The sequence below is a fragment of the Chryseobacterium arachidis genome (genome assembly GCF_900129245.1).
In the GTDB taxonomy this organism is placed as follows: Bacteria; Bacteroidota; Bacteroidia; order Flavobacteriales; family Weeksellaceae; genus Chryseobacterium; species Chryseobacterium arachidis.
The window spans coordinates 1-25,837 of the sequence record NZ_FQUT01000010.1; the positions used below are offsets into that span (position 1 = coordinate 1).

The window sequence follows — 25,837 nt, forward strand, 5'->3', positions numbered from 1 at the left end:
CAATTTGATACATTTTAAAGTTAACAGACAAGCTTACCCTGTTAAAGTGATAGGCAAATAGTTTTTCAGAATATTCTCTGATTTCGATTTAAAATCTGTTGTGCCGCCTCATCTGGTGTTTTTCGGAACTATTTTTTTGAACGCAATAGAAAAATGCAAAAGATCTTCAAAACCTAATTTAAGATATGCTTCACCAGGCCTTGATTTTGGGAGCCCATGAAATTTTCTTGGTCTTTTTCTTCAGCTCCCAGTGGGCCTGCATGTTAATCTTCTATTTGCAAGTGAGTGCTCAACGCAATCCTGTTCCAGCCATTAATTGTCACGATAAGCATGATGATCTGTGCAATCTGGTTTTCTGTGAAAAATTCAGACGCCTTGCGGTAAGTTTCCTCGCTCAGTCCGCTATGGTGGATAAGGGTAATTTCCTCTGTCATGGCAAGGACGGTCTGCTCCTGTTCTGTAAAGAATTTTGTTGCTTCTCTCCACGCACTTATCAGGAATATACGTTCAGGGGTCTCCCCATTTTTAATGGCATCTTTGGTGTGCATGCTGATACAGTAAGCACAGTTGTTGATCTGTGATGCACGGATTTTGACTAGCTCTTTTAATGTTTGTGAGATATCAATTTTTGAAAGATAGCCCTCCAATCCTAACATTGCTTTGAATGCCTGCGGTTCTGTCGTGCTGATGTTGATTCGTTTTTCCATTTTTCTTTTTTTTATTTTGCTACTACAAAGTTGGAAAAATGAGAGCCGGAAAAACTTAAACGGGTTTAAGAAAAAATTTTTTTTCGGATTTCGCTCAGATACTCGGGTGTGAAACCCAGATAGGAAGCAATGAGATATTGTGGAACACTTTCCAGAAATGCACGTTCCTTCTTGAAAAATTGACGGATCTTCAGAATAAAAAATGTTTTATTTATAAAATAAGGTATTACTATAAGGCGATTACCTGGTTTAATGATGGCGTATCTAATACCAATTTTTTATCTTTAAAGCTCAAATTAATAATGGGGTCATGAATGCCATATAGAGTTTATAGATTAGAATGATCTCACAATGGTATCTAAGCTTGACAAAAATAATGATGCCCAAAACGGATTCGATCATATTGCATAGATTGCACGACAGCTTTGGAATTGCCGTCGGTTACTGGGACAGATCATCTCAGGATATAGAAGATGCATTTATAAAGAATTCTACACTCCCAATTAATATTCCTCGCCAAATGCTATTTCTTTGGTTTTTGTAGTTTCTTTTTCTTCATTCTATTTTCAAAATCTAACTCTTCGTAATTTTCACCTTGACTTTCCGGCAAGATAGTTCCAATTCCATTTATTACAGAAATTGATTCACTATCTAAAAAATCAAATAACTTATGAGGTCTTTCGAAATATGAAATTTTAACATCATCCTTAATGCTATTTACTTTTTCCCTTTCACTTTTCTTTTGTTTCTCCGGATTATCAACCCCATTCCAAATTTTATTAAATGCATTAGCAGAAAATTCCTTTCCCAATCTTGAGCCATTCCAAACTGATTTAGATTGATGATCAATAAAGGTAACTCCGTAAATTCGTCCAGTGATATTACGTCTTATTACCGTACTAATTCCTATTTCTTGTAACTTTTTTTTAAATTCAAGTTCATTGGGCTGATTTTTCTTTGCTAAAATTAAAGCAACTTTCAATGTTTCGTGAAAAGGATTTGCTTTAAGTGCTTCTTTTGATTGTAATAAATGGGCACTCAGAACTTTTAATCCAGCATCTTTTCCAAATAATGAAGCTTTAAAAGGTTGGCTTACTTTCTCACCTTTATCATTTAAAGCAAAATATAAAAGTCCATCTTTCAACACTCCATTTTCTAAATTTTCCACTTTTTCGGCGGTAATATTAAATAATGAAAGCAGGGCATTGTACTCTCCTATTGTCTGAAATTGATAATACTTTGAAATATTTCGAACTACAGAAGCGAGTTGCCTTTTAATATCTCCATAGCGATAATCAACGGGAGTGAAAATCTTTTCATTTTGTGTAAGCTCTCTATCTTTAGCACTAAGCAGTTGATATTTTTTTTCAATTTCCCGACAAAGCTTCATTGATTTTCTTTTCTCAAATTTATCAGATATCTTTTTCCCTTCTTCATCAACGCCAACACTAACTATATGAATATGAGTACGACTGATATCTGTATGTTTAAACACAACATAAGGCTGCTCACCGTATCCCATTTCATCCATATAATCCCGAGCAATTTGGATAAACTTTTCATCCGAAACCTGGTCTTTAGGATCTGGGTTAAGAGAAATATGTAGGGTTGCTTTTTCTGTATTTTTATTTGCTATCAAATAAGGTTCAAAGGATGAAGCTAATTGAGAAACAGAATATTTTCCGTTCTTCGTTTCAATCATTTTGTTCATGTACAAAATCTTCCCATTTTCGTTTTCTACCTTCAGTTGATTATAAGCTAAAGCTCCAAACAGGCTATTTCCCCTTCCGATTTTGGCAATCATACCTACTTTTTTTGAAGATAATTTTGATTAAATTCTTCCGTTAACTCAATGATTTTTTCACACAAACTTGCCATTTCAGCGGTTTGTTTTTCTAACCTATAAAGAAATGCGGCGGCTTTCTTCTCAGTAAAGCGACTATATAAAAGCTTAACTACCTGATTATAATTTACACCAACAGCACGAAATTGACTAAAGAGAGAAGTCAATCTCATGTAAAAATCGGTAGTTCCTTTATCGATTTTGACCGTTTTAATCTCATTTTTGAATATCAGTGAAGTAATAAATTCGGCTTTATTGTTCATTCCTGAAGTTTCAAAACGGTTTAGTAACTGAGCATTTTCTTCATCTGTTAATCGAAAAACATGACGATGAACCCTAGCGTTCATCTTAGGCTTTCTTCCTCCTCTATTTTGTTTTACATTCTTTTTCTGTTCCATCTATTTAAATTTAATTCATTAAAAAACTGACTTTGGAAGTTTTTTCCAGCCCTCTGCAGGAGCAAGTTGTTTTGAGGCACAAAAACAGTTATGAGGCACTCAAAACACAACTTGCTGTGTTCTATCGAACAACAATTCTGTCATCAGGACAGATTATCACCTCCCTATTAAAAAGCTTAAAGCTTTTATATCTGCTTGATACAAATCCATTTGATACACTCATAAGCTATCATACAGTCAGTTGATTTACAAAGTAAAATACATTTGACAACAAATGATCTATTCACAACATATTCAAATTCTACCTTTCACAGTCAAAGACATCCATGTTAATAACATCAAAAGAAAATGATAAGTTCTTTGTTAAGGCATTCTGTAATGCAATCTTTCAATCTAGAAGAACAGATAGTAAGCAACCCGGATTGCCTGCAATCCTGCAATCTTGACCTCAAGCCATCTGGAATAGAAGAGTTACAGATAGATTACAGTCAGATCGTTTTGAGTGATTGCATTTCTGATCTCAGACCAGCGTGAAGGATTGCAATAAAAAAAGATTGACTCCGAGATGGAGATCTACCATGAAAGTATGAAAGCCATCCGCTCTGATTGTTGGTCAAGCATAATGCAAGAATGATTTCATGATCACCGTAAAGCTGAAGCTCAGTCTGAATATTAAATTTCAAACCTTAATATCTAAAATATGAACACAAAAAATCAACCTCTGTTTATTGCTTTTTCATCACAAAAAGGAGGAGTCGGAAAAAGCACATTTACGACACTTTTAGCGAGTCTTTTACATTATAGAATGGGCTATAATGTTGCAGTATTTGATGCAGACTTCCCTCAACACAGTTTAATGAAAATGAAAACCCGTGATCTTGCAATGGTCATGGAAAATCAGCATTTAAAAAAAATGGCTTACAAGCAATTCAGCACGATCAACAAAAAAGCTTATCCGATTCTACAATATAAAGCAGAGAATATTTTGGGAGCTGCACAGAAGTTCATAGAAACCTCATATATTCCTATTGATGTTATCTTTTTTGATCTTCCGGGAACCGTTAATACACCGGGAATCTTGAAATCTTTAGCAGGAATGCATTATATTTTCTCACCTATCACCGCTGACCGCTTAGTAATGGAAAGTACATTGGTCTTCACACAGCTTTTACAGGACGTGATTATGAAAAAGGGTGAAACCTCACTTAAAAGTATTCATTTGTTTTGGAATCAGGTCGATGGCAGGGAAAGTACTCCTTTGTATACGATCTATAATGACTTGATCCATCATTTGGGATTAAATTTAATGGAAAGCCAGATAAAAAATTCGACACGTTTTCGTAAAGAGGGTGAAGAAAATACAAAAACAGTTTTTCGTTCTACATTACTACCAGCAGATGAAAGTTTATTAAGAGCTTGCAGACTCGATCTGTTCGTCAATGAATTCTTAAAAATCATTCAACTATAGTTATGGAAAAAGACAATAAAAAAAATATCACCCCGGATATCAATGAGGAACAGATGATGAACCTGATGGTTGACGGAGTAAAAAAAGAAGGTCTGGAGATTCCGGAAACAGATATTTCAGCAACAGCAAGTGACATTGAAAACAAAAAAAGCAATACAAGTAAATCCTTTCAAACCTTAAAAAAAGCTTCAAAGATTATAGAGAGTTATGGGGAACAATTTCTTGTTACCCATTCGATGACAAAACGAGGAGACAAAAGTATCTACATTCGTAAAGAATATCATGAGAGATTATCCAGAATCATTCAGGTAATAGGAAAAGATGAAATTCCCTTATATGCTTATTTAGATAATATTTTAGAGCATCATTTTGAACTTTTCGAGGCAGCTATCACTTCAGATTTTAATGAACATTTTAAACCCCTTTTTTAATTATGGAAATTTTAATCTTAGTTTGTTTGTTGCTTATTATTATATTAATGATGCAAGACAAAATCGTCCTTCAGAAAAGATCATCCAGAGAATCACCTCCACAAATACATCAACAATTCCCCGTTATTATAGGACCATCCAAATCTGTAAAAAGCCAATTGGAGTCAAGGCATTCCACTAAGTCTCATATCGAAAACGACGCAGATCAGATTCTTACTTTTGATCAGGATATCAACGAAAAGAAAGTTGATATTCAAATTCCCCAGGAAGAATTAGATGATATTTTCAGGAGTACTCCAGATTATGAGGAAGAGGAAGAAGAATGGAGTCAATATCAAATATTCGATCATGACAACGGTTCAGCCCAAGGGGTCACCTTTGAAGAATTAAACACCGTAGAGGCACTTCTAAAAAACCAAAAATTAGAAGAGGCTCAAAAGGAAACAGCGGTAGATATTATTCAAAAAATACATGGAACCGAATTGTTCAATTTATTGGAAAATTCTGTTGAAGGCGCTTCCATCAAAATAGCTGAGCTATTGGATACAAAGCTTTCTTTTGAAATTAATTCTAATTCTTCCTTTTTAGAGAATAACAATTTTGACGAATTTGATATCGAACAATTTACTTAACAATTTATCCTTCAACCTAATTTTAACATATTATAACTATAATTATATTTTTTTTAGAACTATTAGGCACCTTTATTGCTTCAAAAAGAAACGATTCTCATGTTTAATTTGAGTTTTCATGGTTATTAGTTTTTACCTGGCTTCGGCTAGGTTTTTTTATGTCATTTAATTTTTGCTCTACAGATCTTTTCTTTAAGATTCAAGTTTCACTTTAAAATACTTTCGCCACTAATATGAAGAAGGTCGTAGATATTAAATATCCACGAAAACCTCTAAATTTTTAATTGAATTAAATATTTTGTCTTCCACCCCTCTTCAGTTCGTTTTTCTTAAATGATTGGGATCCCACTTAAGGACAAACAATTCCTAAAAGTGCTACATTCTTAAAAAGCACCCTCCTTCCCTACACCTTTGTCTCCAAAGCCCACAGTGTGTGGGTAATGCTAACAATCTAAACTGTTTACATTATGGAAAAACAAAGAAAAAAGATGTTGATTTCAGCATTGGTTTTAATCTTTACCATCCCACTAGCTGCCCAAGGAAACGGTTCTGCAGGAATCACTGAGGCTACGCAGATGGTCACCTCCTATTTTGATCCTGCAACGAAACTGATTTATGCCATTGGTGCGGTAGTCGGCTTAATTGGCGGGGTCAAGGTTTACAACAAATTCAGCAGTGGCGATCCTGATACCAGCAAAACCGCAGCCAGCTGGTTTGGAGCCTGTATCTTTTTAATAGTTGCAGCTACCATCCTACGTTCATTCTTCCTTTAAAATCATTGATGATGAATACCTATCATATCAACAAAGGAATAGGAAGAACGGTTGAGTTCAAAGGATTGAAAGCACAGTACCTGTTCATTTTTGCAGGAGGATTATTGGGAATACTCGTATTCATCATGATCATGTATATGGCTGGTGTCAATACCTATATCTGCTTACTTCTTGGAGGAACTACTGCTGGTCTTCTCATTTGGAAGACCTTTTCTCTCAACAGAAAGTATGGAGAACATGGATTAATGAAATTGGGAGCAAAAAAGAAGCATCCAAAGTATATCATCAGCCGAAAATCTATTTTCAGGTATATCAAGATACACTCTAAAAAAACTGTAGCATGAGAAATCAATCCAAAGCGGCAACGCTGGAAAGCAGATTTCCACTGCTAGGTGTAGAAGAGAACTGCATTATTTCAAAAGACGCTGATGTTACGGTTTGTTTCAAGGTAAGGCTTCCGGAACTGTTTACAGTAGCGTCAGCTGAGTATAAAGCTATCCATTCGGCTTGGTTTAAAGCCATAAAGACTTTACCTGATTACAGTATTGTTCATAAGCAGGACTGGTTTATCAAAGAAAACTACCGTCCTGATTTATCTAATGACGATCAAAGTTTTCTGTCCAAGTCTTTTGAAAGGCACTTTAACGAAAGACCTTTCCTGAATCATTATTGCTATCTGTTTCTTACCAAAACTACAAAGGAAAGGATGAGAACGCAGAGTAATTTCTCATCACTTTGCAAAGGAGTTTTGATTCCAAAAGAGATCAGGAATAAAGAAGTAATCAGCAGATTCATGGAAGCGGTTGATCAGTTTGAAAGGATTATGAATGACAGTGGATCTATTTACTTAGAAAAGATGTCCGCTGATGAAATTACAGGAACTGAAAAATATTCAGGTCTTCTTGAACAATATCTGACCTTATCCAGAGAAATCAATCCTTCTCTTCAGGATTTGAATCTAGGAGCAGAAGAAATGCGCATCGGTAACAACCGTATCACTATGCACACCTTGTCAGATACGGACGATCTTCCAGGAGCGGTTTCCTCCCACAGTCGATATGAGAAACTGAGTACCGACCGAAGTGACTGCCTGCTTTCATTTGCTTCTCCTGTCGGACTTTTGCTCAATTGTAATCATATATACAATCAGTATTTGTTTATTGATAACAGTGATGACAATCTGAACAAGTTTGAAAAATCCGCCAGAAATATGCATTCACTGGCAAGGTACAGCAGAGCCAATCAGATCAATAAAGAATGGATTGAGAAATACCTCAACGAAGCGCATTCTTTTGGATTACAATCCATCCGTGCTCATTTTAATGTGATGTCATGGTCTGACAATCCCCATGAATTGAAGCAACTTAAGAATGACACAGGAAGTGCTTTGGCACTCATGGAATGTAAGCCGCGGCATAATACATCAGATACTGCAACATTATACTGGGCTGGTATTCCCGGAAATGCCGGGGATTTTCCTAGTGAGGAAAGCTTCTACACGTTTATTGAACCTGCATTGTGTTTTTTCACTGAGGAAACCAATTATCAGAATTCACCCTCTCCGTTTGGGATCAAAATGGCTGACAGGCTGACGGGAAAACCTATTCACTTGGATATTTCAGATCTTCCGATGAAGCAGGGAATTATTACTAATCGAAATAAGTTCATTTTGGGACCTTCTGGAAGTGGGAAGTCTTTCTTCACTAACCATATGGTGAGGCAGTATTATGAGCAGGGAGCCCATGTTCTGTTAGTTGATACCGGAAATTCCTATCAGGGTTTATGTGAACTGATCAAAGGTAAAACCAAGGGTGAAGATGGAGTTTACTTTACTTATACAGAAGACAATCCGATTGCCTTCAATCCATTCTACACCGACGACGGCATCTTTGACATTGAAAAGAGGGAAAGCATCAAAACACTTATTCTCACACTATGGAAAAGAGATGATGAACCGCCAACCCGCTCCGAGGAAGTTGCTTTATCAAATGCAGTCAGCGGCTATATTGACCGAATCAAAAATAATGAGCAGTTCCCTTCATTTAATGGCTTTTACGAGTATGTGAAAAATGATTACCAAAAAGTATTAGAGCAAAAAAAAGTCAGGGAAAAAGACTTTGATATTGCCAACTTCCTGAATGTACTGGAACCTTACTATAAAGATGGTGAATATGATTACCTGCTTAATTCTGACCAACAGCTTGATCTTTTGTCCAAGAGGTTTATTGTTTTCGAGATTGATGCGATCAAAGATCATAAAATCCTTTTTCCAATTGTAACCATTATCATCATGGAAGTTTTCATTAACAAAATGCGAAGACTGAAAGGAATCAGAAAACTGATCCTGATCGAAGAAGCCTGGAAGGCAATTGCTAAAGAAGGAATGGCTGAGTATATCAAATATCTCTTCAAAACTGTAAGAAAATTCTTTGGAGAAGCCATAGTGGTTACACAGGAGGTGGATGACATCATTCAGTCCCCTATTGTTAAGGAGAGCATCATCAACAATTCAGACTGCAAGATCCTGTTGGATCAGCGAAAATACATGAACAAGTTTGATGACATTCAGGCTATGCTGGGTCTTACAGACAAAGAAAAAGCACAGGTTCTTTCCATCAATATGAATAATGATTCTAAAAGGCTTTATAAGGAGGTCTGGATTGGATTGGGAGGAACACACTCTGCAGTATATGCCACTGAAGTTTCCACAGAGGAATATCTGGCCTATACCACAGAAGAAACAGAGAAAATGGAAGTCATGCAATTGGCTTCTGAACTTGATGGCAATGTAGAGCATGCCATCAAGAGGATTTCCCTTAGGAGAATCAAATCGAACACAAAAGAAACTTAAATCATTTAAAATTTTATACCAATGAAAAATCTAATCATTTCAAGCGTTATGGTTATTGTATTAGCTATAACATCATTTGCAAAAGCACAATTTGTGGTTACTGATCCGGCTAATCTGGCTTCAGGAATACTCAACTCTGCTAATGAAATCGTACAGACCTCATCGACCGTTTCGAATGTAGTTAAGAATTTCAATGAAGTTAAAAAGGTGTATGAGCAGGGTAAGGAATATTATGACAAACTGAAAGCAGTAAACAATTTAGTAAAAGATGCCCGTAAAGTTCAGCAGACTGTTTTATTGGTGGGTGACGTTTCCGAAATGTATGTAAATAATTTCGGAAAGATGCTGAATGATCCCAATTTCAATGCTCAGGAGTTGACCGCTATCGCTAACGGTTATTCAACACTATTGAACGAAAGCACTGAACTGCTTAAAGAACTAAAACAGATTGTCACTTCTACCGATCTATCATTGAATGATAAGGAAAGAATGGAAATTATTGACAGAGTATATAAAGAGGTGAAAGATTATCACAATCTGGTAAGATATTACACCAATAAGAATATTTCTGTCAGTTATCTGAGAGCCAAAAAGCAGAACAATACGCAGAGAGTTCTCAACCTGTATGGTACCGTTAATCAAAAATACTGGTAAGATGGAACCTACTAATTTACATGAGGTGCTTCGTTCTGTGTATGAAGAGATGATGCCGATGTGTGCTGACATGGCAGCAGTTGCAAAAGGAGTTGCAGGGCTGGGAGCATTATTTTATGTGGCCGTAAAGGTTTGGCAGGCATTAAGTCGTGCCGAACCGATTGATCTGTTTCCTATGCTCAGACCATTTGCCATCGGAATCTGCATTATGTTCTTTTCAACAATTGTCTTAGGCAGCATCAACGGAGTATTAAGTCCAGTCGTTCAGGGCAGCCACTCCATGCTGGAGGGTCAGGTATTAGATCTTAATGAACTCCAGCAGAAAAAAGATCTGCTGGAAAGGGAGGCTATGCTTCGAAATCCTGAAATGGCTTATCTCATTTCTGATGAAGAATTTGACAAAAAATTGGAAGAACTGGGATGGTCACCTTCTGATTTGGTGACAATGTCGGGAATGTATATTGAAAGGGAAATGTTTGCCATTAAAAAAGATATCAGAGACGGTTTCAGAGAATTTCTGGAAATACTCTTTCAGGCAGCGGCATTGGTGATTGATACAATCAGAACTTTCTTTCTCATTGTGCTTTCGATCCTTGGTCCTATTGCATTTGCCATATCGGTTTGGGATGGTTTTCAGTCTACGCTTACCCAATGGCTGACCAGATACATCAGTGTATACCTATGGTTACCGGTGGCTGATATGTTCAGTGCTATCCTGGCAAAGATTCAATCCCTTATTATAGAAAGGGATATTGAAATGCTGGCAGATCCCAACTTTATTCCAGATACTTCCAATACGGTCTACATTATCTACATGATCATTGGAATCATTGGCTATTTCACTGTGCCTACCGTTACAGGCTGGATCATTCAGGCGGGCGGAGCCGGAAACTTTATGCGTAATGTTACCCAGATGGCACAAAAGTCAGGAAATGTTGCGGGTGCAACTGCTGGCGCAGCGGCAGGTAATATTTCAGGACAACTCCTTAAATAATCAAAAAACAAAAAAATGGAATTTAAAACCTTAAGAAATATAGAGAACAGTTTTAAGCAAATCAGATTGTTCACCTTTGTTTTTGCCATACTTTGTTTTGGAGTTGTCGGCATTGTTGTGTACAAATCGTACAGTTTTGCAGAAGAACAAAGACAAAAGATATATGTCCTTGACAATGGTAAATCACTGATGGTTGCCCTATCCCAGGATATGTCTATCAACAGACCTATAGAAGCCAGAGAACATGTAAGACGTTTTCACGAACTCTTTTTTACAGTAGCTCCTGATAAAAGTGCTATTGAGAGCAATGTAAAAAGAGCTTTTAATATGGCCGACCAATCTGCATTCAATTACTATAAGGATCTCTCTGAGAAAGGGTATTACAACAGGATCATCAGCGGAAATATTCAACAGCGCGTTGAAATTGACAGTGTAGTAGCAGATTTTAACAACTATCCCTATGCTGTAAAGACTTATGGGAAGCAATTCATTATCCGCGCAAGTAATTTAACGATCCGAAATCTTGTAACGAATTGTCAACTGGTCAATTCCGTCAGGTCAGACAGCAACCCTCAGGGGTTTACTATTGAAAAATTCAATGTCATTGAGAACAAAGATGTTGAAACTGTTAACCGATAAAAACAGTTATATGAAAAAAAATAAGATTAAAAATAGAGGAATTCGTTAAAAAAGCAGAACGGAAATGGAAATCCTTATCTACCAAACGACAACGCTCTTTGACCAAGATATTTTTTGCAGGGTATGCGATAATGACGATTTTAACGGTTATTCATCTATGGTCAAAAGATTCAAAAAGTCAAACCATTCTTTCAGTTGGACATATCAATAACATTCCAAAGGAGATAAAGATGCAACATCAGCCGCTTGAAAACACAGCTAATTATTCACCCCATAAAACATCCCCATGAAAGAGACAAGTCAAATCAGAATCACTGAAGGAAGTATACATTCCTCAGACGAAAATGAACCTTTAGATCGTAAGCCAGGGTGGGAAAAATTTAAAAAGCCGATCATTTACTTTTTAATGTTCATTGCTTGTATGGGATCCTTGTATCTGATTTTTAAACCAAAAGATGATAAAACAACTAATCAAGAGGTAGGTTTAAATGCTGAAGTGCCACAAGCCGCGGATGACAAATTACAAGCAGATAAGCAGAAGGCGTATGAGCTAGAATTGTTGGAGCAGAAAAATGAAGAAAAAAGAAATGCAATGACAAGCCTCTCAGATTATTGGAGTGAATCAAACGGCTCGAATCAGCTGATCGCTCTATCTCCAGAATCTTATAACAATACGAACGCAGATCAGAATGCTTTAAACAGCTACCGTAATGCACAACAAACATTAAGCTCATTTTACAGCAAAGACGACCATGAGGTTACCCAATTAAAAAGGGAAATTAACAGGCTTAAGAATGAAATTTCACATAAGGATGCAGTTCCAAGTACTGTAGGAATTAATGATCAGTTAGAATTGATGGAAAAGTCTTATCAGATGGCTGCAAAATATCTACCTGCGCCAAAACAGCAGGAAGAACCTGAACCAAAGAAAACCTTTGAGGCAAAGCCTGAAGAAAACAAAGTTAAAATAACGGCAGTACAACTTCAAAAACGCAACGTCGTATCCAGTTTGTATCGAGAACCTTCAGACAGTACGTTTTCAGCATCCATCAGTCATAATCGATTTGCGGGGTTACAGAATGAACAGAAAAATACTGTATCCCAAAATAACAGCAGTATCCATGCAGTAATACATGAAACCATGACATTGGTAAATGAAAGTATGGTGCCGTTACGACTAACACAAGGTTTGCTCCTTGGAAAGACAACCATTCCTTCAGGTACTGTACTAAAAGCAACAGGAAAGTTTCAGGGAGGGAGACTGTTACTAGCAATTTCAAGCATTGAATATAAAGGCACTATAACCCCTGTCCAGATTAATATTCATGATAATGATGGGCAGTTGGGGCTTTACATTCCCTACTCTTCAGAACAGACCGCCATTAAGGATATAGCATCCAACATGAGCCAGAATTCCGGCACCAATATTATGATGACCCAATCGGCAGGACAACAGGTTGCTGCCGATCTCACCAGAGGTTTGGTTCAGGGAGTTTCAGGATACTTTCAAAAGAAAGTAAGACAGCCTAAAGTTACTGTTAAGGCAGGGCATCAGGTGCTTTTAGTTTCAAAAAAATAATTAACCTTTAAATTAAAATTAATGAAAATACGACTTAATATATTTTTCTCGGTTCTGTTGATACTCTTCGGTATCTGCAGATTAGCAGCTCAGGAAAATTCAGGTTTCGCATCGCTTTCTCAGGCCAAACTGGAACCGTACAAGATGGAAGTTACGTACAATAAAACAACACATATATTATTTCCATCTCCCATACGATACGTGGATCTGGGAAGCGAAAATTTGATTGCCAATAAAGCGGAAGATGTAGCGAATGTTCTCAGAATAAAATCCTCAGTAAGAGATTTCGAGGAAGAAACGAACTTTTCGGTCATTACTGAGGATGGTAAATTTTACAATTTTGATGTTTTTTACAGTTCTTATCCAGACACTCTGAATTATGACCTTCTGAAATTACAGCGAAATCAGGAAAAAGAATACTCTACAGATGTCCTTTTTGAAGAACTTAAGGGAGAATCTTCATCATTGACTGAACTATTGATAAAAACCTTGTACCAACTTCCCAAAAGAACAGTAAAGCACATTGGTTCAAAAAGTTTTGGAATTCAGTTTCTGTTAAAATCTCTGTATGTACATGAAGGAAAGTTTTATTTTATTTTTCAAATTAAAAACAAGAGCAGTATTTCCTTTGACGTTGATTTTGTGACTTTCAAAATTACCGACAAAAAGAATCTGAAAAGGACAGCCGTTCAGGATAAAGTATTGTCCCCTCTCCGGACTTATTCTCCTAACTCTACCGTAAACTACCAATCCGATGGTGAATTCCTTTATCTCATGGATCAGCTTACGCTTTTAGAAGATCAGGTACTAGAGATTGACATAACAGAAAAGGCAGGAGGTAGACATCAAAAAATCAAGATCAACAATTCTGATTTGATTGCGGCAAAGGTTGTCAAGGATTTGCAGTTAAGACTTAAATAACCTTGTAAAAGTAATACGATACAATTTCAACAGTATCATTTATTAATATGAAGATTGTATCTTTTTGCATACAATCTTCATATTTGATTTAAAACGATTATTTAACTTTATATGAATCCCAAAGATCAGTATTAGCTTTAACTTCTTTCATTTGGCTCATAAATATTTCTGATCCATTACATCTTAAATTAATCATTCCAAAAAGAATTTTTTCTTTTTTTATATCAGTTGAACGTGCCAATTCAGTAGAATATACTAATGGTCTCTTACTTTTAGAGTACTTTCCTGCACATCCGATCGCATCTGCTCTTGGATGGCTGTGACCTTCATTGTCACCGGAAGATATTACTGTTGCATATGGATTTATCAGCGCCATAAAATCTTCTGAAAAATCCGAAGAACCGTGATGACAAGATTTAGCAACATCCACTTCAAAAGGATTATGCCCTTCATACTTTGCAATCAAATATTTTTGAGATTCTGTATTTAAATCTCCTCCAAGTAAAAATGTCCGACTTCCAAATGTAAATTTTAGTACAAGGCTATGCCCGTTTATGGTAATTCCGTCATCTTTCCAATAAGGAAAAACATTTCCTTTAGATATACGCTCTGTAATAGGTGCTAACACTTCAATACTAAAGGGCTTCTGTTCAATACTCTCATTCAGTATAAAATCACCCTTCTGACATCTGCGTGATGTAGAGACTCTCCCTTCATCATTTGCATATTTAAGTGCTCTAAGAAAAGGAGTGATATCTCTATTAAAGTCCTTATCCTCATTGATATTTAATAAATCATCATATATATTTAGAAGATATTTCTGCCCACCTTCCTCAATAACGTCACCTAAGCCGGTAGAATACCCATTATCTTTTTTCGCAAATTTTAGTATTCCAGGATGTATGATCTCTCCAAAAGTAAATTGAGTATCATTAATTATTTCTGTAATCCCTTTGTAATGATCAATATCGAAATGACTTATAATGACATAGTCGATATGTATTTCCTTCTCTTCCTTTAATAAATAGCTGTATTGATATTTTGTCAGATAATTGTACATATTGGAACCTGGGCCTGCATCAACTAGAATTCTATATTTCCCAACCTCAATCAATACTCCATCTCCTTGTCCTACATCTAAAAAAAACACCTTTATTCCCATATTGTCTGATAAATCACTCTTATGAATCCATCCATTGGGACCAGCAGTAATTACATGATACCAATCACCGTCTTCTGCTGTAATATTAACGTACGTTCCCATCAAAATTTTATTTATTGCATGGGAACCTTTGTTGGCAATAACTTTTTCATAAATTGTTGCCTCATTTTTAGAAGAATACATGTAAGTCATAGTATATTAGTTTATTACATTAAATATATTAAAAAAAATAATGCCTGAATTAATGAGATGATAAAAATAATTAAGTAGAAAGTTGATCATCCATTGTAATCGATTTTTAACCACTTCATCAAAAATCTACGGACAATTTTACCCTTTCTATTTGAAATAGAATACGATCATTTTGCAACATTTTTTAAAATATGATAATCAAAATTTATCTTATTTTGAAAGTTGTTGCGCCTTATAAATCGCAAAAAGACGGTTCCTACGAACTTAGGTATTATCTTTTTGCCAAAAATTTAATAAACAGCAATTCCGGAATTACCGTTTATTTGATTACAAAAAGAATAATTTACAATTTTCCTTCTTCTGCAAAAGATATATGATTCTCAGAAGTCAGTATACAATGATCCAACAAATGAATATTTAGAAATTTTGAAGCTTCTTTTATATCACGTGTAATTTTTAAATCTTCCACTGAAGGGGTAAGATTTCCCGATGGATGATTATGGGCAAGAATAATTCCTGAAGCATTACACAAAAGCGCTGTCTGCATTATAATCCTTACATCAACAAGTGTAGAAGAGATCCCTGATTCGGAAATTCTTTTAATACCCAACACTTTATTGGCCTGATTGAGATATAAGCTAAAAAAAGATTCTCTATAATCCATTTGTTCACTGTCAAAATGTTCACGAAAAACTTTAACCGCGTCTTTAGAGTTTGCAATAACTCTTTCAGAATTTCCTTTTCTTGAATAAATTAATTTTATTTCATTGACAATATCAAATTTCATCTTGGTCGCTCTGAATACGGCAGAGACTCTATTTTTCCCGCACTTATAGCTTTAATTAATTTCGTTCTTTACAATCAGTACTTATTTCTAAGATTATTAATCTCAAAAACTTTTCGATCTTTTAGCGGTCTTACTTTAAAAATTTCTATGAACTTTTCTGAATATTTTTCAAAAGAAAAACCGGAAAAAAGAAAGCAGATAATCTTATAGGGCAATAGAAAAAGTCAAAAGGAAACGGAATAATTGGAGGGTACCTTTAGGGAGGAAATCGTTTATGCCGTAGTCTTTTGACTGGATTAAGCAAGGGCTGAACTATATACCTTAGCTGCCTTTTTACCGGTTTATTGAGAAAATATTTTTATCTATAATAATTTAGCATTGGCTAAAAGCACAACTGAAATTTATCCTACTAGATTCTACACGCCTTTTACTGAAAATTTAAACCTATAAGAAAAGCCGCTCGTTTTTCGGTTAACATAAGGTTTTTGGAAATTGCTAATTGTAAGGTCGGCCAACAATGGACATTAATATCCATAAAAAGCAATTTTTTGTTATTACAATGTCAATAATTATAATTTAAGTCAGAATAAAAATGAATACTGCCGTTATCTCTATAAACACATAAATTTATGAAGAGAAATCACCATATAAAGACAAGAAAGAGTACTTCTATTACTAAAGAATTACCACAATCTTTATATCGGTACAATGGTATTCAAAAGCTTTCATTCGAAAAATCAAAAAAAATACTTTTAGATTCTGGTTTCAAATTAACAGATGAGGAGGTCAAGGAAATCTCCGATATTATGCATAAGATTGCAGAACTTGTAATAAAAGAATTCATTTCTAAATAATTCATATATTGCACTGGTTACTACCACTTTGAATAAAAACAGAAAGATTATGCAGATAGCAGATTTATACATAAGAGTGTCTACTGATGAACAGGCTGACAAAGGCTATTCTCAACGTGATCAGCATGAAAGATTGGAAAGATATTGTCATCAAAACCAAATTACTATTGGACAAGTAATCTTTGAAGATCATTCAGCTAAGAACTTCAATCGCCCAGAGTGGACTAAATATATCAATTATATCAAAAAAAGAAATCTGAAATCCAACTTAGTTTTATTTACTAAATGGGATCGTTTTAGTAGAAACGCTGGTGATGCCTATCAAATGATAAAATTACTGTTGAGTAATAATATTTCACCTCAAGCTATAGAACAACCTTTGGATATGTCTATACCGGAAAACAAAATGATGCTTGCCATCTATTTAGCTGCACCAGAGGTAGAAAATGATCGAAGAGCACTTAATACTTTCTATGGGATGAGAAGAGCTCAAAAAGAAGGAAGACTGATGGGCACCGCGTCTTATGGTTATATTAATAAATGTACTGAAGATGGAAGAAAATATGTGGCCCTAAAAGAACCTGAGGCTTCAAATATGCGGTGGGCATTTAATGAAATTGCTAAGGGTAAATATACGACCAACCAGATAAGACTTAAAATGAATAAGATGGAAGGCGCAAAAATTAGCAGTACTTCTTTTTACAGAGCAATAAAAAATCCGGTTTATATTGGTAAAATATATATTAAAGCATACAAAGACGAGGAGGCCTGTATTGTTGAGGCCAATCATGAAAGTCTGATATCAGAAAGCCTATTTTATAAAGTGCAAAATGTTTTAAGCGGAAAAACTTTGGCTGAAAGACCTCAAGGTAAAATTATCGCTGCTAGTGAATTTCCACTGAGAGGCTTTTTAAAATGTCCACGATGTGGAGGACATATTTCAGGTAGCGGATCTAAGGGCAAGAAAAATGTTTATTATTACTATCACTGCAATTCTAAGTGCGGCTATAGACATAGCTCAGACAAGGTTAATTCTGCCTTTGAAAAAGAATTAGTGAAATATGATTACCATGAAAGCATAAATACGTTATTAAAAGAAATAATATTAAGCAATTTTAAATACATACAGGAAAATATTGATGGAAAGAAAAGGGAACTTTCCGAAGAGATTGTTAATTTAACCAATAGGCTATCTAGCGCTAGAGAAAAGTATCTCGAAGACAGATTAGATTTTGAGGATTATCAGATTATTAAAAATGAAAGTAAGAAAAAAATTGATGAGCTTGAAATGGAACTTCAGAACCAAAGGCTATCACATAAAAATATAGATATTAGAGCAAAGCTTGACCAAGTTCTAAACATTTTGCCAAACCTTTCTCAATTGTACATTAAAGGTGATAATGAGACAAAAAATTCTATATTGTGTTCGATTTTGGCCGAAAAACTTGAATTTCAAGAAAACGCTTTTCGAACACCCAAATTAAATTCCGCACTGACCCAAATATTACTGATTAACAATCAGTTACAAATTAAAAAAAAAGGAAACAGCACTTCTAAAAATGCTGTTTCCCGCAGAGTGACCGCAGAAGGATTCGAACCCTCACCGTTGGAGCCGAAATCCAAAGTTCTATCCATTAAACTATGCAGCCTTGTTTGAGTTGTAGGTTTGAGAGTTTTAGGGCTAATAAACGTTTACACACTAAAATTCTCAAACCCTAAGACTCTAAAACGTGATCTTCACACCACCCAAAATCTGTGCACCCAGAACTTTGTATCCTTTGTACGTCTGATATTTTGAGCTCAGAAGATTGTTTCCGAGTGCGAAAATACTGAAATTTTTGTGAATTTTATACTCTGCCGAAAGATTTAAGTCTGCATACCCTCCTACTTTATCATTCGTATCTTCTGTAGACTGATACATCATCGGACTTCCAACTCCCTCAATAGCAAACGAATTCGTCGTTCTGTCGCTTGCAAAAATACCTTTAAAACCCAACAATAATTTTTGGTCAAGCATGGTATATTTTGCACCGATTGTAGCCGTTAACAGAGGTACATTGTAGATATCTTCGTAATTTTTAAGATCAAACTTGGTAAATTTAACCTCGGTATCCAGGACAAGATTTGCCAACGGGAAATACTGTAAACTTCCTTTAATATCACTTACATTTCCATCATCATAAATGGCAGAAAAAGTATTGGCGAAATTATAAGCGGAACGGTTTAAAGTATAATTGTTATCGAAGATACTGTTTGCCTTGAAGAACATAATATCCCTCATTTTACCGTAACCTGCAGAAACATCATACTTAAAAGTCTCATCGATATCCCCTCTTAAACCGGCATAAAAATGATATTTCGTTTCCGTTGGTCTCAGATACTGATCAGCTACAATGAAGGGATTCTGCTGCAGTAAATCTGCGTAAGTATTTAATTTTAAACCTCCGTCTACTCCACCGTAAAATTTAAATTCATTAGCCGCCGCATATTGAAATTCTGCCTGTGGGAACCAATAGGTCTTATTATTTTTCATCTGATCAGCCATCAGATCGTTTTGATTTTTCGAATTCAAAAATGCAAATGACGAACCCAGCATCAAATAAGATTCTCCTTTTCTGAATGTCACTTTCGGAGCCAGACTCATATTCACAAAGTTGGATGTATTTTGATCCCTGATGGCAAATTCACTTTTAACAGCTTCTAAGCCAACTCCCAAATCAGCATTTAAATTAATTCCGGATTTTCCTATTTCCACTGCATGTTTTGACAAATTCGCCAATATCGAAACCTGATTTTCCTGAGCATCAAAATGATCCTTTAAGAATGAAGATTTTACACGTACATCATTCAAAATTTCATTGGAATAGAAATCGTAATAACCGTTTACCTTAAACTGATTTACTCTTTGATCCAAATCCACATCTCCGGGTTGCAAAGCATAAATACCGTAGTAATTATAGCTGTTTAGGCCATACTCAGCATTTAAATTAAACTTGCCTTTATCTCCATAAGAGTTTAAAAAAGCGCCCAATGTCGTCGAGCTTTGTTTGGAATCCCAAACATATTCTTTTTTCAGACCCTGGGTTGAAAGAAAATGCACGTCTGCTCCTACTTCAATTTTATTTTGAAGTGTTTTTGATATGTTCATATCCCCCAAAATCTTCCCGTAATTCCCCATTCCGAATTGCACGTAATTATTCTGAGCCGAACCTTCAAATTTCGGAGTTACGTCCTGTCCCTGAATCGTTGATGTTTTGAAATCTGAAACCGCAGGAACATCTGTAATATTGTATTGTACAGGATTCTGAGATTTCTCTTCAGGCGGATAATTCTTAATAGTTTCCACTGAAGTTTTCTTCTTTTCGATCTTTTTTACTTCCGGTTCTCTTTTTTTATTAAGAATCAGCTTTTCTTCTTTGATCTGGGAAAACGCTACCGACGAAATCCCTAAAAATATGATGGATAATAATTGAATTCTTTTGTTCATTTTTTTATAGGTATTAATGTATAATGTCGGATGTATCATGTATTTTACTACATTTTACTTTTTACATTCTACGTTGTACATTCTATACTTTACTTTTTAATCTGCTTTTTAACCTCCTTCGCTTCCGCTACAATCTCAGGGAAATCCTTATAATTTTCAATGATCTGGTCACAAGTATAACTTGCCTGATAATTATCTTTTAAACCAACGTAATTCTTCGCCATTAAGACCAGTGCTTTAGCGCCCCAATATTCCTCTGAAGCATAATTATTAGCCAGTTTGAAGATCGTTTCATTAGAAGATTTGAATGATTTAGCTTTATTCTGATAGAAAGCTTTTGCATAAATTGCTTCCGCCGCCACTTCCGTATTGGATGATTTTTCAAGAGAAGCATAAGCAGTCTGGGCATCTTTATCTTTCCCTGAATTCATTAAGCTTCTCGCCTTGATCACTTTGGCAGTTTCAATAACGGCAGCCGAGTTTTTAGTGTTGGCAATAACCGCATCCGCAAGTTTTTCTGCCTGTGCAAAATTCTTTTCCTCAGCATACAATTTCATTAATTCTACATTCGCATAATTTTTAACATTTACGTTTGAAGAATTTTTGATGTTTTCCAAATATTTTCTAGCCTCCGCATTGTCTCCCTGAGCAATGTAAATCTGTGCCAAACGGGTTTGCGCATCATCCTGATAATCGTTCTGAACATTCGCAACTTCCTGTAAAACAAGCAGTGCCTTTGTTGTGTTTTTGGTCTGGTAATAACTTTCGCCTAATTCATATTTGGCCTGATAAAGTCCTTCCCCAGTCGGATTTTGCGTTAAATATTTTTCGTAGTAAGAAATGGCATTCTTGTAATCCTTCTTCGTGAAATACTGTTTCGCCGTTGAAAGGTTAATCTCATCAATTTCAGAAGCATCTACATTTACCCCGATATTTTTAGCAAAACTTTCATATCCTGAAACATCTCCGTTTTTCGTAAAGATCGGTTTTGCCGCTTGAACGATTTTTTCTGCATAAGCCGTATTTTTGTACTGCTCTCCTAAAATTCTCAATTCAGATAACGCTTTATCGCTTTGATTCTGATCGATATAATTCTGCGCTCTGTAAATTGAAGCATTGGCTACCAAATCTTTATCTGATGAAGTTTTAATGACTTTATTAAAGAAATCATTAGAATTATTAAAATCATCCTGAGCCGCATACGCCGTTCCTATTTCGTACTGAGCATCATCATAGTAATCAGATCCCGGATATTTTGATAAAAGATTTTTAAGGTTGGTAATTTTTGCCTGAGTATCTCCTTTAAATCCTAAAGCCATTGCTTTTTGGTATAAAGTATAATCCGTTGCATCCTCGTTTTTATCATAAATCGCAATCGCTTCGTTCAGATTATTATTGGCATAATTAATATCTGCCAGGCGAAGTTCCGCATCGTTTTTAAACTCAGTTTTCGGATTTTTTAAATACTGTGTAAAATACTGTTCCGCCTGATCGAATTTTTTAGATTTAAAATAAGCATATCCTAAATCATAAGGCAATTGTTGTTTTTCAGGGAAAGTTTCATTCAACAGTTTTTCATAACGTACAATTGCAGATGGATAATTTCCTTTCTGATAATACACCTGGCCCAGCCAATATAAAGCTCTGTTATTGAATTCTTTATTAATATTAAACCCTAAACTTCTTAAGAAATACTGTTCCGCTTCATCATAATTCCCTTTATTGAATTCCTCTGTTCCCAATAAATAAGAAACTTCCTGATCAATTTTATCGATCTCCGGCGTTGAATTCTGCAGTCTGTCGATTGCATTCAACGTTTCTTTATAATTTCCCGAATACAGATAAGATTTCACCAAAAGAGACCTCATTTCAGAAGCATTGCTAGCATTCTGATTTTCATTGATGTATTTTTGGATAACATTGGATGCATTTTCAAACGGGTTACCAATGTCGTAACTCAGTTTTGCGTACTGTTCATGCGCCAGTTTTTTCACCTTAGCATCATAATCCATCTGGTAAGACGAACGGAATGCCGAAAGTGCTTCCTGCTTTTTGCCCACCGCCAAATAAGCATTTCCAAGCTGATAATAAGCATTCTGAGCTAATGCAGAATTGCTGTTCAACAATTGGTTGTAGTAAGAAACCGCTTCATCGTATTTTTTAAGCTGAGCAGCAACAAATCCCATTTCATACAAATCATTTTCAGACGGATTCTGCTGAACGCTTAAATAATCTTTCAAATGAGGATATGCCGAAGTATAATCATTTTTCATGAAATAGCTCTCCCCAATAATCTTGTGTACTTCCGCCTTGTAAGAATCTGAAATATCTTCGTTAAGCAAAGCTGTTCCTTCTGTTATCGCCTTGTCATAATCCTTATCGTTGTAATACATCTGAACATAGTAAGGACGCACCAATTTCGAATACTTTGGCTGATCTTTTACCGAATCAAAATAACGGAACGCCTTATCATTCTGTCTGTTGGAATAATACAAATGTCCCAACATATAAGCAATATCGCCTTTCTGGGATTCGTCTACCGTTTTATATGCCTCTTCTAAAGCATCTGTTGCCCCTTTAGAATCGCCCATCATGAATTTGGCGTATCCCAATTTCAGAATGTACTGTGTATTTTCTTCTTTTGAAAGCTGATACTGGTTCACCTTTTTCAAGGTTTCCAATGCTTTCGGGAAATCTTTTTTCGCCAGATAATAATCAGCCAGCGGTAAGTTTGCCTGCGCAAAATAAGCAGAATTCGGATATTCTTTCATGAAAGCCGTTAATCCTTCTTCCGCATGATTTTTCTGAAGAATCACCCCGATCACATTATCAAAAAACTGCGCAGCTTCTTTCCTCGACCTCGACAAATTCTGATTATAGAAATACTGTCTGGCATATTCGTATTGGGAAGCATTGTATATTTTGGTCTGATAAAGATTTTCAGCTAAATTGAATCTGTAGTTTTCTTGTTGGGTAAAGTACTGAGACTGCTGGGCATCGGAGATTCCGAAATACATGACAGCAACCGCTAAAAGTATTTTTTTTGATTTCATTAATTTTAAATTTTAAAATGAAAAAGCCTGATAATCAAGGCTAATATTTAAAATTACGGGAAATATTTATCCACAATTTATCAACGAAAATATTGAAAAGATATTGTATAAACAAGCCTTTTAACACATTGTTAATAACTCAATATTTTTTTAAGACTTCTTAACTTTTCTATAAGAAACCTTAAGAAAATAAAAATTATTTAAGAGAAATAATTACATTTGCTTTTTTCAAAATCAAATATAGTATTGAATGAGTCAACTTTTTAGAAGAAAAATCTATTCAGATTCAGATACATCCACCAGTTTACTGCGAGTTTTGGGTGTTTGGGACATCGTATTTTTTGGTATTGCGGCGATTATAGGTGCAGGAAGTTTCAGCAGTTTGGGAGAAGCCGTTTTCAGAGGAGGTCCCGGAGTGATCTTACTATATTTAATCTGTGGTTTTGCCTGCGGTTTTACAGCTTTATGCTATGCCGAATTTGCCAGCAGAATTCCAACTGCAGGTTCTGCTTACACTTACGCTTATGCCAGTTTCGGAGAATTAATCGCATGGATTATCGGATGGGCTTTGATTATGGAATATTCTTTCGGAAATATTTACGTAGCCTTTTCATGGTCTGATTATTTCACCAGCTTCCTGCATCGTTTAGGGATGCATATTCCTGATTATCTGACCTGTAGTTATACCGAAGCTCAGAAAGCATTTCTGAACGGCTCTGAAAATAAGGAACTGCTGAATGCATGGCAAACAGCACCTTTATTAGGAAGTTTAAAATTTATCGTTGATGTTCCTGCATTGGTTATCAACGGATTGATTACATGGCTTTGCTATGTAGGTGTAAAAGAAAGTAAAAACTTCAACAATTCATTGGTTATCCTGAAATTGGCCGTCATTGTTTTGGTAATTCTGGTAGGTTTTGCTTATATCAATACAGAAAACTGGACCCCGATAAGCCCTGAAACCGGAACTCCTTCTTTCATGCCGAATGGCTTTGTAGGAGTAATGAGCGCTGTTTCCGGAGTTTTCTTTGCTTACATTGGTTTTGATGCGTTAAGCGTACTTTCGGAAGAAACAAAAGACCCACAAAAAACCTTACCAAAAGGGATGATTATTTCTTTGGTACTGTGTACCTTCATTTATATTGCATTAACCTTGGTCTTAACCGGAATGGTTGATTATAAGAAGTTTGACGGTGTGGGAGATCCTCTATCCTTTATCTTTGAAAAAGGAAATGCCAATGTTGCATGGATGGAACTTACTGTTTCTTTCATCGCTATTGTTGCCATCACTACGGTTCTTTTAGTCTTCCAGATGGGGCAGCCAAGAATCTGGTACGCCATGAGCCGGGACGGACTGATGCCTCAGAGATTTCAGAAAGTTCACCCCAAATATAAAACGCCATCTTTTGCTACGATTGTAACTGGTATTGTGGTGGGAGTTCCTATTTTATTTACGGATAAAACTTTCATCCTGGATTTTACCAGCATTGGGACTATTTTCGCATTTGTATTGGTTTGCGCAGGGGTTTTAATGCTTCCTGCAAAAGAGAAAATCAAAGGAAGATTTCATTTGCCTTATGTGAATGGGAAGTTTATTTTTCCTACCATTTTTATAGGAAGTTTGGTATTTTTCTATACCTGGCAGCCTGATTTTTTTGAACATCTAATGAATTGGAGCGATCCTAAAGAAGGGGAATTCAGAGCATCTATTTTCTTCTTTATCCTGATTAATTTAGTGCTTTGTGTATGGACTTTCGTTAAAAATCTTTCGTTAATCCCATTGATCGGTTTAAGTTCATGCCTATATCTTCTTACCGGAATGAGCCATGAAAACTGGTTCTGGTTCGGGCTGTGGTTCGCTATAGGTTTGGTTATTTATTTCTGCTACGGATATAAAAACAGCAAGTTGGGTAAAGCATAATTTTCAATACCATATAAAACTTAAGGCAAAATTGCACATCGCAGTTTTGCCTTTTTCTTTTGTTCACAAATTGGCGAACTTCTTGCTTTAAATTTTAAAATTTTAAACTAAAAACGCCATGTCTGAAAGAATTAAGACCTTCAAAGAATTTTACCAGTTTTACTTAACAGAGCACAGTAAAATGGGAACACGTATTTTTCATTTTATTGGAACTTTACTAGTATTTTTTGTCATTGGATACGTCATCAGCTCAGGAAAAGAGCGATTCCTATGGTATATTCCGATTTTCGGGTATGGCTTTGCATGGTTCAGTCATGCTGTAATTGAAAAGAACAAACCTGCTACTTTTAAATATCCTCTATGGTCATTGATTTCTGATTTCAGATTATTTTTTGAACTGTTGATCAGGAGACAGAAGTTTACGGGAATTCCCAAGCAGAAACCTTTGGAATAAATTTCTTTATAAACAGACTACCCCAAGGCAAGCCTTG

Annotated in this window: 21 protein-coding genes, 1 tRNA gene and 2 pseudogenes; 15 read left to right on the forward strand and 9 right to left on the reverse strand. The window is 35.6% G+C overall.

From position 1 onward, the window contains the following. Positions 1–263: 263 nt before the first annotated feature. The 4 genes and pseudogenes from BUA89_RS15850 to mobA all read right to left on the reverse strand — a co-directional run bounded on the left by BUA89_RS15850 (position 264) and on the right by mobA (position 2,948). Positions 264–707 (reverse strand): carboxymuconolactone decarboxylase family protein, encoded by a 444-nt coding sequence (locus BUA89_RS15850; protein ID WP_072960337.1) that lies wholly within the window; start codon positions 705–707, stop codon positions 264–266. Between the two features lie 65 nt (positions 708–772). Then, a pseudogene (locus tag BUA89_RS23325) lies at positions 773–865 on the reverse strand (Crp/Fnr family transcriptional regulator); the annotation flags it as partial. 365 nt (positions 866–1,230) lie between these two features. Beyond that, a complete protein-coding gene (mobB, locus tag BUA89_RS15860; protein WP_072960340.1) occupies positions 1,231–2,511 on the reverse strand; it encodes a conjugal transfer protein MobB in 1,281 nt (426 codons plus the stop codon). Positions 2,512–2,513: 2 nt separating this feature from the next. After that, positions 2,514–2,948: a conjugal transfer protein MobA gene (gene mobA / locus BUA89_RS15865; protein ID WP_072960343.1), complete on the reverse strand. Its 435-nt coding sequence runs from the start codon at positions 2,946–2,948 to the stop codon at positions 2,514–2,516. 700 nt (positions 2,949–3,648) lie between these two features. Between mobA and BUA89_RS15870 the strand changes: the two genes are divergently transcribed. The 11 genes from BUA89_RS15870 (at position 3,649) to traN (ending at position 13,890) form a co-directional block, all read left to right on the forward strand. After that, entirely contained in the window at positions 3,649–4,416 is a 768-nt protein-coding gene (locus tag BUA89_RS15870; RefSeq protein ID WP_072960346.1) for a ParA family protein, read from the forward strand. 2 nt (positions 4,417–4,418) lie between these two features. Further along, positions 4,419–4,847: a DUF3408 domain-containing protein gene (locus tag BUA89_RS15875; RefSeq protein ID WP_072960349.1), complete on the forward strand. Its 429-nt coding sequence runs from the start codon at positions 4,419–4,421 to the stop codon at positions 4,845–4,847. Between the two features lie 2 nt (positions 4,848–4,849). Further along, positions 4,850–5,479, forward strand: coding sequence for a hypothetical protein (locus BUA89_RS15880; protein WP_072960352.1), 630 nt, complete (start codon positions 4,850–4,852; stop codon positions 5,477–5,479). 467 nt (positions 5,480–5,946) lie between these two features. Beyond that, positions 5,947–6,252, forward strand: a complete 306-nt coding sequence (locus BUA89_RS15885) for a DUF4134 domain-containing protein (RefSeq protein ID WP_072960355.1) — start codon at positions 5,947–5,949, stop codon at positions 6,250–6,252. 11 nt (positions 6,253–6,263) lie between these two features. After that, positions 6,264–6,596, forward strand: coding sequence for a DUF4133 domain-containing protein (locus tag BUA89_RS15890; RefSeq protein ID WP_072960358.1), 333 nt, complete (start codon positions 6,264–6,266; stop codon positions 6,594–6,596). Continuing rightward, the gene (locus BUA89_RS15895) at positions 6,593–9,103 is read left to right on the forward strand and encodes a TraG family conjugative transposon ATPase (RefSeq protein ID WP_072960362.1); all 2,511 of its coding nucleotides are present in this window, start codon (positions 6,593–6,595) and stop codon (positions 9,101–9,103) included. Before BUA89_RS15890 ends, BUA89_RS15895 begins: the two co-directional genes overlap by 4 nt. 21 nt (positions 9,104–9,124) lie before the next feature. Continuing rightward, positions 9,125–9,757, forward strand: a complete 633-nt coding sequence (locus BUA89_RS15900; RefSeq protein ID WP_072960366.1) for a DUF4141 domain-containing protein — start codon at positions 9,125–9,127, stop codon at positions 9,755–9,757. Position 9,758: 1 nt separating this feature from the next. Beyond that, complete coding sequence (gene traJ, locus BUA89_RS15905; protein ID WP_072960872.1) at positions 9,759–10,751, forward strand: conjugative transposon protein TraJ; 993 nt, start codon at positions 9,759–9,761, stop codon at positions 10,749–10,751. Positions 10,752–10,766: 15 nt separating this feature from the next. Continuing rightward, positions 10,767–11,390 (forward strand): conjugative transposon protein TraK, encoded by a 624-nt coding sequence (gene traK, locus BUA89_RS15910; RefSeq protein WP_072960369.1) that lies wholly within the window; start codon positions 10,767–10,769, stop codon positions 11,388–11,390. Between the two features lie 286 nt (positions 11,391–11,676). Further along, entirely contained in the window at positions 11,677–12,969 is a 1,293-nt protein-coding gene (traM, locus tag BUA89_RS15915; RefSeq protein ID WP_072960372.1) for a conjugative transposon protein TraM, read from the forward strand. Between the two features lie 21 nt (positions 12,970–12,990). Next, positions 12,991–13,890 (forward strand): conjugative transposon protein TraN, encoded by a 900-nt coding sequence (gene traN / locus BUA89_RS15920; RefSeq protein WP_072960376.1) that lies wholly within the window; start codon positions 12,991–12,993, stop codon positions 13,888–13,890. Positions 13,891–13,987: 97 nt separating this feature from the next. Here traN and BUA89_RS15925 read toward each other — a convergent pair whose 3' ends face one another. Together BUA89_RS15925 and BUA89_RS15935 are read right to left on the reverse strand one after the other, a co-directional pair. Next, complete coding sequence (locus tag BUA89_RS15925; protein WP_072960381.1) at positions 13,988–15,244, reverse strand: MBL fold metallo-hydrolase; 1,257 nt, start codon at positions 15,242–15,244, stop codon at positions 13,988–13,990. Between the two features lie 343 nt (positions 15,245–15,587). Next, complete coding sequence (locus BUA89_RS15935) at positions 15,588–16,031, reverse strand: JAB domain-containing protein (protein WP_072960387.1); 444 nt, start codon at positions 16,029–16,031, stop codon at positions 15,588–15,590. Between the two features lie 629 nt (positions 16,032–16,660). Between BUA89_RS15935 and BUA89_RS15940 the strand changes: the two genes are divergently transcribed. Together BUA89_RS15940 and BUA89_RS23510 are read left to right on the forward strand one after the other, a co-directional pair. Then, on the forward strand, positions 16,661–16,885 hold the full coding sequence (locus BUA89_RS15940; RefSeq protein WP_072960391.1) for a hypothetical protein: 225 nt from the start codon (positions 16,661–16,663) through the stop codon (positions 16,883–16,885). Between the two features lie 49 nt (positions 16,886–16,934). Continuing rightward, positions 16,935–17,915 (forward strand): annotated as a pseudogene (locus tag BUA89_RS23510) (recombinase family protein); the annotation flags it as partial. A gap of 547 nt (positions 17,916–18,462) precedes the next feature. Here BUA89_RS23510 and BUA89_RS15950 read toward each other — a convergent pair. From BUA89_RS15950 to BUA89_RS15960, 3 genes are all read right to left on the reverse strand, one after another. Continuing rightward, positions 18,463–18,534 (reverse strand) — tRNA-Arg (locus BUA89_RS15950). Between the two features lie 74 nt (positions 18,535–18,608). Then, complete coding sequence (locus BUA89_RS15955; protein WP_072960394.1) at positions 18,609–20,372, reverse strand: TonB-dependent receptor; 1,764 nt, start codon at positions 20,370–20,372, stop codon at positions 18,609–18,611. 89 nt (positions 20,373–20,461) lie between these two features. Then, entirely contained in the window at positions 20,462–23,425 is a 2,964-nt protein-coding gene (locus tag BUA89_RS15960) for a tetratricopeptide repeat protein (RefSeq protein WP_072960397.1), read from the reverse strand. Between the two features lie 250 nt (positions 23,426–23,675). Between BUA89_RS15960 and BUA89_RS15965 the strand changes: the two genes are divergently transcribed. Beyond that, positions 23,676–25,346 carry an APC family permease gene (locus BUA89_RS15965; RefSeq protein WP_072960402.1) on the forward strand — a complete coding sequence of 557 codons (1,671 nt, stop codon included), beginning with the start codon at positions 23,676–23,678 and terminating at the stop codon, positions 25,344–25,346. Positions 25,347–25,464: 118 nt separating this feature from the next. Continuing rightward, positions 25,465–25,800: an Mpo1-like protein gene (locus BUA89_RS15970; RefSeq protein WP_072960405.1), complete on the forward strand. Its 336-nt coding sequence runs from the start codon at positions 25,465–25,467 to the stop codon at positions 25,798–25,800. Positions 25,801–25,837 lie beyond the last annotated feature (37 nt).